Below are 9,089 nucleotides of genomic sequence, written 5' to 3' on the forward strand. Positions count from 1 at the left end.
GGTTCGAGCCCGGAGTCCGGGCTCGAACCCACCCGTTCCACCGGGATCCGACCGTGTCAGGGGTTCAGGAAGGCATCGACGATCAGTCCGGCGGCGTAGCGGCGTCCGGTGATGGTGGGGTGGTAGGGCAGTGCTTCGTCGCCGGGGCCGAGGCCGGTGATCGAGACGTGGCGTTGTCCGTCGGGTGCGCAGACGGAGTTGGTGCCGTCCTGCCACCGGTTGACCATGGTGAATCCGGCGCGTTCGGCTGCTCGGGCGACTTCGTCGTTGAGGCGGTGCTGGATGTGGTTGCCGAAGTCGACGACGTCCTGGCCCAACGTCACGTCGACGATGCATCCGGCGGCGCGGTCGGGGAGTAGTCGGAGGTAGCCCAGGACGACGATTTCGGCAGTGGGGGCGGCGGCGCGGACGGTGGCGTAGGTGCTGTCGAGTCGGGCGCCGAGACGGTCGAGTTTGTCTTCGGCTTCCTGCCGGACCTGGGGAGTGCAGGTGGCGGCGGTGACGAAGCAGTTCTGCAGCAGGTCCATGAAGAAGTCTTCGTTGTTGCCGCCGGTGGATATCGACACGTATCGAGTGGCGGGCGAGAGCGCGGTCGAGGTGTTCTCCACCAGGTCGGCGGTGGTGCCGCCGCAGGCCAGGTCGGTGAAGGTGACTCCGGGTAGTTGTGCGGCGACGAGGTGGCCGACGTCGTCGCCGGCCTGCGCGCAGTCGGAGTTCATCGAGGTGCTCTGGTACGACCCGACCGAGATGAACGAGTCTCCCAGTGACACGTATTCCGAGCCGGTGTCGGTACCGGTGTCGGTTGCCGGTTGTGCTGTCTCGACGGCTCCGGTGCTCAGGGCGAGGATCGCGGCGGCGGTGGCGAGACCGCGGGTGATCGGGCGACATTTCATGGCTGGCTCCTCGCGGAGGTGGTGGTGCGCAACGTGGTCGACGGTGCGGATGCGGATGGGGGTGTTCGGGCGAGAACGGTCTGGATGCGGTTCAGGTGTTCGACGAATTGCTGCGGGTCGAGGGGGTCGGGGCTGTCGATGAGCCAGGCGGCGAACGACATGGTGGTACCCGCGGTGAAGTAGGTGCCGATCTCGGTGGCGAGGTCGTCGTCGAGATCGCCGAACAGGTGTCGTGCTGCGGCTTGGCTGAACGGTGCGAACAGTTCACCCATCCGTCGGTGGACGGAGTAGGCGCACGAGCCGGTGAGCAGTGCCCGGTAGAAGCGGCGGTGGGTGGCGAAGTGGGTGGCGAAGTGGGTGGCGAACTCGGTCATCGGAACGGTGTGCTCGGCCGCCGGGTCGGCGGTGGCGCGGGCCAGTTCTGTCATCGCCGGTGCCATCTCGCGTGTCATCAGTTCGATCGCTGCGGTGACCAGCAACCCGTTCAGGTCGCCGAAGTGTTGGTAGAGCACTCGGCGGCTCACGCCGGCGGTGTCGGCGAGTTCGGTCACCGAGAGTTCGGTGGAGCCGTGTTCGGTCACCGCGGTCACCGCTGCTGTCAGCAGGGCGGTGCGGGTGCGCCGCACGCGTGGGTCGATGCCCGCGTCGGGGTCGTTGTTGTCGGGCGGATCACTCACAGACGCATTATGCACAACTGTTACTAAACTAACAAGTGTTATTCAACTTCGATCCACCGATACGGTGGCGAGGTGGGGCTCACCTGCTCGAACACGGCCCGCGTCGCGTTCGGTGGGTTGTCCGATCGTCGAAAGGATTCGGGCGCCCTGCGGGCGGCAGTGCTCGACCGTGCGGAGACCCTACGGGTCCCTGTGCTTGCCGTCGGCCCCTTCCCCACCGCTGCCCGGTCGCCATTCCCCGATAGACCCTCTCGGCCCGAACGTCTGGCCGCTCGTCCCGGGGGACGGCGGCGTGTACGGGACCCGGTCGTTCGTGTCGACCCTCACGATCGGGTGCTCCACCGCCAGCTGTGGAGACGAAGGTACTGGCGCCCAGTCGGTTTCACGCACGGGAATGGCACCCCTGCGCGCAGCGTCGAATGCGCTGACGTCGGACCCGGGAGAGTAGCGACGAATTGCTCGGCGCGCCGCGGTGACCGGACCGGCCCGCGCACACGTCGCAGCAGGAAACACCTCGAGCCCCTCGACCGGACTGGTCGGGAGGCTGCACAAGGTCAGGACGTCAGCAGAAACCCCGGTGGGGTGAGAAGGAGGGGGTCGGCGGGAACAGCCGAACCGGGAGGGGCGCCCCCTGGGGGCGTGTGGATAGACTCCACCGTACGGTGCATGACAGGTCCTGTTCTGTCGTGTGCCCAGACCCCGGTTCGGTGTTGGCGCACCTGCCGGGGTCGACCTGTAATCAGGTCGGTTCTGGGATGGTCTCACGTGCACCGATGGCCGTCAACTCGAACGGCTGTTCGCCCTGTGCGGGCATCGCCGAGACGTGGAAGAGTGCAGTCGAGCAACCGGACGAAAGGAACAGGCCCCACGGCCGAGGTCAGCATGACAGAGCTTGCGCGTGGACAGAACACCACCATCGGAACCGGATCCGTCACGGCGTCGGTGTCGGGCGCGAAACAGGGCACCGTCGATCTGATGGTGTTCCAACTCGGCGCCGACGGCAAGGTTCGCGGCGACAGCGACTTCGTGTTCTTCAACCAGCCGGCCTCACCCGAAGGGGCCGTACGTCTGCTCGCCGCCGACCGCGTCGCCATCGACCTCACCGCCGTCCCGCCCGCGATCGAACGACTGTCGATCGCCGTGGCCCTCGACGACAGTGTTTCGGGAAGTCTTGCCGCCGTGCACGATCTGGGAGTCGACGTCGCGCATCCGGCGGGCGCGGCAACGGCCCGCGCCGTCGACCTCACCACCGAACGGGCCGCGGTGCTCCTCGAGATCTACCGGCGCAACGGCGACTGGAAGGTTCGCAACGTCTCCGCGGGCTGGGACGCGGGACTGTCCGCGCTCGTCACCGAACACGGAGTGCAGGTCGACGACGCACCAGCACCAGCACCAGCACCAGCACCAGCACCAGCACCGGCTCCCGCCGCTCCCGCCGCTCCGGACGGTGTCCGCACCGTCGCGGGCGAAGAGAAACTCTCCCTCGAGAAGCGCCAGAAACTGGACCTGCGCAAACGCGAGGTCGCGAAGGTCCTCCTCGACAAGGGCGCACCCGGGGTGCGGGCGCGCGTCGTCCTCGTCATCGACAAGACCGGCAGCATGCGCCGGCAGTACTCGAAGAAGCTCATCCACGAGGTCGTCGAACGCATGGTGCCGATCGCCGTGCAGGTCGACGACGACGGCACCCTCGAGCCCTACCTGTACGCGAAGTCGTACGCGCGGCTGCCCGACATCACCGTGCACGAAGTGGAGGCGTGGTCGTCGACGTTCCTGCACCTGAACGGCGTGCACGGCGGCATCGACTACGGGCCCCTCGGCGCGATCAACGACGAACTGCCCATCATGGGTGAGATCCTCTCGTCCCTGACCGCGGGCGCTTCGCTGCCGACACTCGTCCTGTTCTTCACCGACGGCGGATTCCACCAGAGGAAGCAGATCAGCGACCTCATGAAGGAGGCGTCCGGGCTGCCCGCGTTCTGGCAGTTCGTCGGACTCGGCAAAGCGAACTACGGGGTCCTCGAACGCCTCGACACGATGGGCGGTCGCGTCGTCGACAACGCCGGGTTCTTCAGCGTCGACGACATCCGCAAGATCAGCGACGCCGAGCTCTACCGCCGTCTGCTCAGTGAGTTTCCCGACTGGTTGCGTGCGGCACGGGCGGCAGGGATCGTGCGGTAGAAGATCGGGCCGCACGCTTCGCGGTGCGTGTCGGTGGTCGGGGATATCGTCCGTGGTGTACCTCGAACGGACGGGAGTGGCGCCGTGTGTGGTCGGTATGCCAGCAGCAGCACCCGCGACGACCTGCTCGCGGCGTACGACGCCGTGGCGACGGTGGGCGACGAACTCCCGCCGTCGTACAACATCGCCCCGACCCAGCAGGTCAACGTGGTCCTCGAACGCGCACCCCGCGGCGAGCCGGACGCTGCTCCCGTGCGCCAGGTCAACAGCACCGTCAAGTGGGGGCTGGTTCCGTCGTGGGCGAAGGACCCGAAGATCGGGTCGCGGCTGATCAACGCCCGCTCCGAGACGATCACCGGCAAACCGGCGTTCAAGGCGGCGGCCTCACGCCGCCGCTGCATCCTGCCGGCCGACGGCTACTACGAGTGGACGAAAACCGAAGACGGCAAGAAGATCCCGTTCTTCCTCCACGCAGACGCACCGGTCGCGATGGCGGGCCTGTACGAACTGTGGCCCGACCGGGAGCGTCCCGACGACGATCCCGGCAGGTGGTTGTGGACGTGCACCGTCCTGACGAGACCGGCGACCGACGCGGCCGGGCAGATCCACGACCGATCCCCGGTGCTGCTGCCCGCCACGTTCATCGATCCCTGGCTCGACCCGACGCTCACCGACCGCGACGATGTCGACGCCCTCTTGAACTCGATCCCCGAGCCGCACCTCGAGACGTACGAAGTGGGTACCGCGGTGAACTCGCCGCGCAACAACGGCCCGGAACTCCTCCGGCCCGTGCCCCCGACCGATCTCGACCACAGCCGGTAACGATCGGGTCACGCCCTCCGATTTCAGGCATGAACGCGCCCGTCGGCGCGGAGGTCGTGCTGATCGCCGGAGGAAAACATGAAGCCCATCGTCCCGTACCTGAGGATCCTGGCGGGGATGTTGGCGGGCATCACCCTGTGGCTGGCGATCGTCGCCCTGATCAACGGTACCGCCGAGCAGGTCGTGGTGCAGCTGGTGTTCACGGTGATCCTGGTGTACCTCGCGATCGGGAAGCCGCTGCGCGATCGCCGCGCGCGGGCGAAAGCCGAACACGATGCGCTCGCGGCCCGCGCCGATGCCGGGCACCGCGCGTACCTGGCGGGCGACCCGGCCGCGTTCGCACCTCCGCCCCCGCCGACGCCGCCGTCGAAGATGCGGCGCGGCGTGGTGATCGCCGCGGCGCTCGCGGCGGCGTTCGTGGTCATCGGGATCGTCACCGACATCTCCGACGGGCTGGACCCGGCCGCCGACGACACCGCGAGCACCACCCCGCAGACGGCGGCGCGCACCTCGCAGTCCACCGCCGCTCCCACGCCGACCACCGCCGCGACCACCGCGCGGACGGCCGCCCCCGCGTCGAGCGTCACCACCACCCCCGTCACGAGCGTGGCGGCTGCGGCCGCATCACCGTCGCAGACGGTCGCGCCGAGCGCGGTGATGCCCGACGTGGTGTGCATGGATCTTCAGGCCGCGCAGGACGCCATCCAGGCGAGCGGGGTCTTCTACTCGCGGAGCGTCGACGCGAGCGGTGCCGGTCGCGCGCAGGTGTGGGATCGCAACTGGGTGGTCGTCGAGCAGACCCCCGCGCCGGGGGCGCTCTTCGGTGAAGGCGATGCGTTGCTGTCGGTGGTCAAGGACGACGAGTACAGCGGTTGCCGCTGACAGGACCGCACTGAATGTGCGCTCGTCGAAGTGCATTTCGATCGGATCGGGCTGCACCGACTCGCTCGGTCGGCGACGCAAACGGGTTGCTATACCACGCGAACGGGCAGTGCGGGCGCGGTCGGGAACATCGGCGATCGGCGAGACGCGGCCGACGTCCTGTTCGATACTGCTGATCATGGGCGTCACGGGGAGGCTGCGGGTCGCGTCGAGAGTTGCGGTGGTGGCGGGTATCGCCCTCGCGGCCGTTGTGGTCCCGGGATCGGTGGGGAGCGCCGACACCGCGATCAGGTATGCCGCGCTGGGGGATTCGCGGGCGGCCGGGCCTTATCTCGATCCGACGGCGGCGCTCAACGGATGTGGTCGTTCGGTCCTCGGCTACCCGGCACTCGTCGCGGAGTCGTTGCAAGCGGCGTCGTTCACGAATCTGTCGTGCACCGGCGCCCGCACCGACCACCTCACGAGCACCCCGCAGCAGACGTTCACGGGGCCGATGGTGCCGCAGATCGATGCGCTGCCCGCCGACACGACGCTGGTGACGGTCAGCATCGGAGGCAACGACATCCGGTGGAGCGGATTGGTGTCGGCCTGCTACACCGAGGCGCCGGGCGCCGATGCCGGCTGCCGCGACGATCCGGCGCTCGCGGCGCGTGTCACCGCCGCCCTGGACGGTCTGGGGCCGAAGGTGTCCGCGGCCCTCGCGGCGATCAAACGCAAGGCACCGGGCGCACGGGTCGTGCTCGTCGGTCACGGAGGGATCTACGACGGGCGCGGATGCTGGCCGAATCTGCCTGTCGGTGACGCCGACGCCGGGTGGATCACCGCGTTCTTCGGGCGGCTGAACAGGGTGCTCGCCGGTGCGGCGGGCGGCGCGGGCGCCGAATTCGTCGACGTCGCGTCGGGCGCGGCAGGGCACGACGCGTGCGCCGCACCCGAGGACCGGTGGTTCGCCGGGCGCGTTTCACTGTCGGAGGCCCGGCCGCTGCATCCGACGGCGCGGGGGATGCAGCACATGGCCGGCCGGGTGCTCGCGAGGTTGGGCGGAGCCTGAGCCGTTCAGTCGGCCGTCACGAGTTCCGGATCGTCGGTGGGGGAGTCCGACTCGATCGTCTTCCGTTCGCGTGCGACGGCGACGCCGGTGAGCAGCACGCCGACCGCGGTCCACGTGGCCAGCACGGTCCAGGGGAAGGCGGTGCTCGCGTCCGGGAAGTACGACAGTTGCCTCAGTAGGGTCGCGCCGGCCCCCGGCGGGAACCACTGCCCGACGGCACCCCACGGGGCGAGGAGGAACTCGACGGGCATGGTGGCCGCCGAGATGGGGTTGGCGACGAGCATCATCACCACCGCGCCCACACCGAGACCGGGAGGGCCGAGCAGGCTGCGCAGACCGACGATGGGTGCGGTGATCGCCGCGAGCGCCAGCCCGATCGCCACGGCGTTCGTCCAGTAGTTGCCCTGCAGCGCACCGAACATGCCCTGGAGGATGGCACCGAGCAGTAGGCCACCGGCCCCCGCGTACACCAGCAGTGCCACGATGCGGTGCGCCGCGCGGGCAACGCCGAACGAGATGAGGACGGCACCCGCCATGCCACCGAGGACGAGGGGGAACGCGGCGGTGGCCAGCTTGGCGCCGCGCGGGTCGGAGTCCGAGAGCGGTACGACGTCGGTCACCGTCACCTCGGCGTGCGGGATCGTGAACTCGGTCGGGGCGGTTGCGGGATCGGAGACGCGTTGCGCGATCGATGCTTCGGTGGCGGCGCGCAGCTGCGTGTCGATCTGTTGTTCCATGCCCGCGGCGATGCCCTGCAGCATCTGTGCGACCTGGGCGTTCGCTGCGGTCGCGACGAGCACCTCGGGCATGTCGGTGGGGGTGTCGCCGAGGACGAGTGCGCCGTAGATCTCGCGTCGTTCGATGGCTGCGACGGCGGCGTCGCGGCTGTCTTCTCCGGTGAGGGACAGTGCGTCGCCCGACTGCGCTTCGAGCATGCCGGTGGCCTGAGCGACCGAGGCGTCGGGCCCGACGACGCCGACGGGGAGGCCGCGCGGCTCGGAGGTGACGGCGGGCCACGCGAACGCGAGGAGGACGACGCCGACGATGACACGGCGGCGCCCGCGGCCAGCGCCACGGCGCGGATGAGCGGCGACGGGCCGGTCGCCGGTGCGGTGGCGTTCATGGGCTCACTCTCATTAAAAAGGAATGTTCGTTCTTTATAATGATTCGGATAGAGTGGCCTGTCAACAACGGTGTGTGCACAGGAGGAACGTCGTGCCGAGGGTGAGCGAGGCGCATCGGGAGGCACGAAGGGCGGAAATCGTCTCCGCCGCCCTGCGGTGCTTCACCCGCACGGGCTATCAACGCACGTCGATGGCCGAGATCATCGCCGAATCCGGGCTGTCGGCCGGCGCCATCTACGGGTACTTCAGCGGCAAACAACAGTTGCTCGTCGCGGTCGCCGACCACGTCCTCGGCGATCGGCAGACCGCGCTGGTCTCCGGTATCGCGTCCGCGGACGTACACGGGCCGGGCGACATCGCTGCGAGCATCATGAGGACGATCACCGAGAGCCTGCAGCCCGTCGTGGGTTCCGAGTTCGGCACGGCGATCCTGCAGGTGTGGGCCGAAGCGACCGTCGACCCCGAGATCCGCGACCTCGCCCACACCGTCCTCGGGCGACTGCTCGGCGTCGTCGCCGACGCACTGGTCGCGTGGGTGGACGCCGACCCGGACGCGCGACCCGCGGGGGTGACCGACGTCGAAGCCTGGGCGGCCGGATACGCACCCGTCGTCCTGGGGGTGGTCCAGGGCTTCATCGTGCAGCGATCGTTGCTCGACGACTTCGACGCCGAAGCGTACATCACAGCCGCAATGGAAGCTCTGTGAGACAGAACCGTGCTCCGCGAACTACGCTGGGGCACGACGGTGGGGCGGACGGCCCCCTGCGCCATCCGCCCCACCGTCCCGGTAGCTACGGCGCGCCGAACCCGTAGGTGTACTCACCGCTCGACCAGTTCATCGTCGCGTGGTACTTGTAACCGCGCATCCGGCCGTCGCCGACTTCTTCGGTGCCGACGAAACACTCGAAGACCGTGGTGGTTTCGGTCAGGTCGTCCGTGGACCCTCCGTTGACCGGTGAACACGTCACGCTCAGCACCGGGCCGTCGAACATGCCCTTGTTCATGTGTTCGTTCGCCATCTCCTCGACGCTCGATTCGATGTTCGTGACTGTCAGCTCACGCATGGCGCGTTCGGCGTCGTCGCGCTGCTGCTGCGCGGCCCGCTCGGCCGCGAGGCGATCGGCTTCGCGCTGCGCCGCCTCCTCCTGCGCTTCCACCTGCGCGGCGACCTGCGCGTCGTGGTTCACCTTCCACGCCACCGTCCCCCCGACGCCCGCGAGGACCAGCACCACGAGCGTCACGATGATCGGCTTCCAGCGGATCCGGCGCTTCACGACGGTGTCGGGAGCCGGCAGACCCAACCACGCCGCACCGTCCCAGTAGCGCTGCCCGCCATCCGGGCTCGGATACCAACCCGCCGGAGTCGGCCTGTTCTCGTTCTCGTTCGTCATGGTCGGGGTCCTTTCGGGAAGGAACGTCGGAAGGGTCGTCGGTGCGCCCGACCCCTCTCGGGCGCACCGAC

At 68.9% G+C, this 9,089-nt stretch carries 9 protein-coding genes; 5 read left to right on the forward strand and 4 right to left on the reverse strand.

All coding sequences use genetic code 11. The features are described 5' to 3' along the window. Nucleotides 1-56: 56 nt before the first annotated feature. Nucleotides 57-893 carry an SGNH/GDSL hydrolase family protein gene (locus LDQ05_RS18470; protein WP_226438414.1) on the reverse strand — a complete coding sequence of 279 codons (837 nt, stop codon included), beginning with the start codon at nt 891-893 and terminating at the stop codon, nt 57-59. Continuing rightward, nucleotides 890-1,570 carry a TetR/AcrR family transcriptional regulator gene (locus LDQ05_RS18475; RefSeq protein WP_226438415.1) on the reverse strand — a complete coding sequence of 227 codons (681 nt, stop codon included), beginning with the start codon at nt 1,568-1,570 and terminating at the stop codon, nt 890-892. The genes LDQ05_RS18470 and LDQ05_RS18475 overlap by 4 nt, the downstream gene beginning before the upstream one ends. Nucleotides 1,571-2,452: 882 nt before the next feature. Between LDQ05_RS18475 and LDQ05_RS18480 the strand changes: the two genes are divergently transcribed. The 4 genes from LDQ05_RS18480 (at nt 2,453) to LDQ05_RS18495 (ending at nt 6,503) form a co-directional block, all read left to right on the forward strand. Continuing rightward, entirely contained in the window at nt 2,453-3,748 is a 1,296-nt protein-coding gene (locus LDQ05_RS18480; RefSeq protein ID WP_226438416.1) for a vWA domain-containing protein, read from the forward strand. An 84-nt stretch (nt 3,749-3,832) separates the two neighbouring features. Then, a complete protein-coding gene (locus tag LDQ05_RS18485; protein WP_226438417.1) occupies nt 3,833-4,570 on the forward strand; it encodes an SOS response-associated peptidase in 738 nt (245 codons plus the stop codon). 78 nt (nt 4,571-4,648) lie between these two features. After that, the gene (locus LDQ05_RS18490; RefSeq protein WP_226438418.1) at nt 4,649-5,452 is read left to right on the forward strand and encodes a PASTA domain-containing protein; all 804 of its coding nucleotides are present in this window, start codon (nt 4,649-4,651) and stop codon (nt 5,450-5,452) included. 178 nt (nt 5,453-5,630) lie between these two features. Then, nucleotides 5,631-6,503, forward strand: a complete 873-nt coding sequence (locus tag LDQ05_RS18495; protein ID WP_226438419.1) for an SGNH/GDSL hydrolase family protein — start codon at nt 5,631-5,633, stop codon at nt 6,501-6,503. 5 nt (nt 6,504-6,508) lie between these two features. On the opposite strand, the gene LDQ05_RS18500 is transcribed toward LDQ05_RS18495, so the two are convergent. Continuing rightward, nucleotides 6,509-7,438, reverse strand: coding sequence for a hypothetical protein (locus tag LDQ05_RS18500; RefSeq protein ID WP_226438420.1), 930 nt, complete (start codon nt 7,436-7,438; stop codon nt 6,509-6,511). Nucleotides 7,439-7,718: 280 nt separating this feature from the next. Between LDQ05_RS18500 and LDQ05_RS18505 the strand changes: the two genes are divergently transcribed. Then, complete coding sequence (locus LDQ05_RS18505) at nt 7,719-8,333, forward strand: TetR/AcrR family transcriptional regulator (protein WP_226438421.1); 615 nt, start codon at nt 7,719-7,721, stop codon at nt 8,331-8,333. An 85-nt stretch (nt 8,334-8,418) separates the two neighbouring features. On the opposite strand, the gene LDQ05_RS18510 is transcribed toward LDQ05_RS18505, so the two are convergent. Continuing rightward, complete coding sequence (locus LDQ05_RS18510; protein ID WP_226438422.1) at nt 8,419-9,018, reverse strand: DUF2510 domain-containing protein; 600 nt, start codon at nt 9,016-9,018, stop codon at nt 8,419-8,421. Between the last annotated feature and the right edge of the window lie 71 nt (nt 9,019-9,089).

The organism is Rhodococcus yananensis (assembly GCF_020515525.1).
GTDB classification, from domain to species: domain Bacteria; phylum Actinomycetota; class Actinomycetes; order Mycobacteriales; family Mycobacteriaceae; genus Rhodococcus; species Rhodococcus yananensis.